We start from the raw sequence: 438 nt of genomic DNA, 5'->3' as shown, positions 1-438 counted from the left end.
ATAATATGTAGCAATGTTATCTAGTTTTGAGAGAACATAAAAAACTTGTTGACTTTTAAAGTAAATAAGTTATAATAATGATTGTCTCAAAAGAATAATGTCTGGTAATGATGGCAGAGAGGTCACACCCGTTCCCATACCGAACACGGAAGTTAAGCTCTCTAGCGCCGATGGTAGTTGGGACCTTGTCCCTGTGAGAGTAGGACGTTGCCAGGCAATATTATTCCGCAGTAGCTCAGCGGTAGAGCTATCGGCTGTTAACCGATCGGTCGTAGGTTCGATTCCTACCTGCGGAGCCATTGGAGAGCTGTCCGAGTTGGCCGAAGGAGCACGATTGGAAATCGTGTATACGTCACAAGCGTATCAAGGGTTCGAATCCCTTGCTCTCCGCCATAGGATTTATAATATTTGGCCCGTTGGTCAAGTGGTTAAGACACC

2 tRNA genes and 1 rRNA gene are annotated in these 438 nt (G+C 45.0%); all 3 read left to right on the top strand.

Going from position 1 to position 438, the window contains the following annotated elements:
* Positions 1-100: 100 nt before the first annotated feature.
* The 3 genes from rrf (at position 101) to HMPREF2590_RS26115 (ending at position 393) form a co-directional block, all read left to right on the top strand.
* A 5S ribosomal RNA gene (gene rrf / locus HMPREF2590_RS26125) occupies positions 101-216 on the top strand.
* Between the two features lie 8 nt (positions 217-224).
* Positions 225-299 (top strand) — tRNA-Asn (locus HMPREF2590_RS26120).
* A 2-nt stretch (positions 300-301) separates the two neighbouring features.
* Positions 302-393: transfer RNA gene (locus tag HMPREF2590_RS26115), tRNA-Ser, on the top strand.
* Positions 394-438: the final 45 nt, after the last annotated feature.

Source organism: Bacillus sp. HMSC036E02 (assembly GCF_001836235.1).
Taxonomy (GTDB): Bacteria; Bacillota; Bacilli; order Bacillales; family Bacillaceae_G; genus Bacillus_A; species Bacillus_A cereus.
This window is presented reverse-complemented; position numbering and strand designations above follow the sequence as displayed.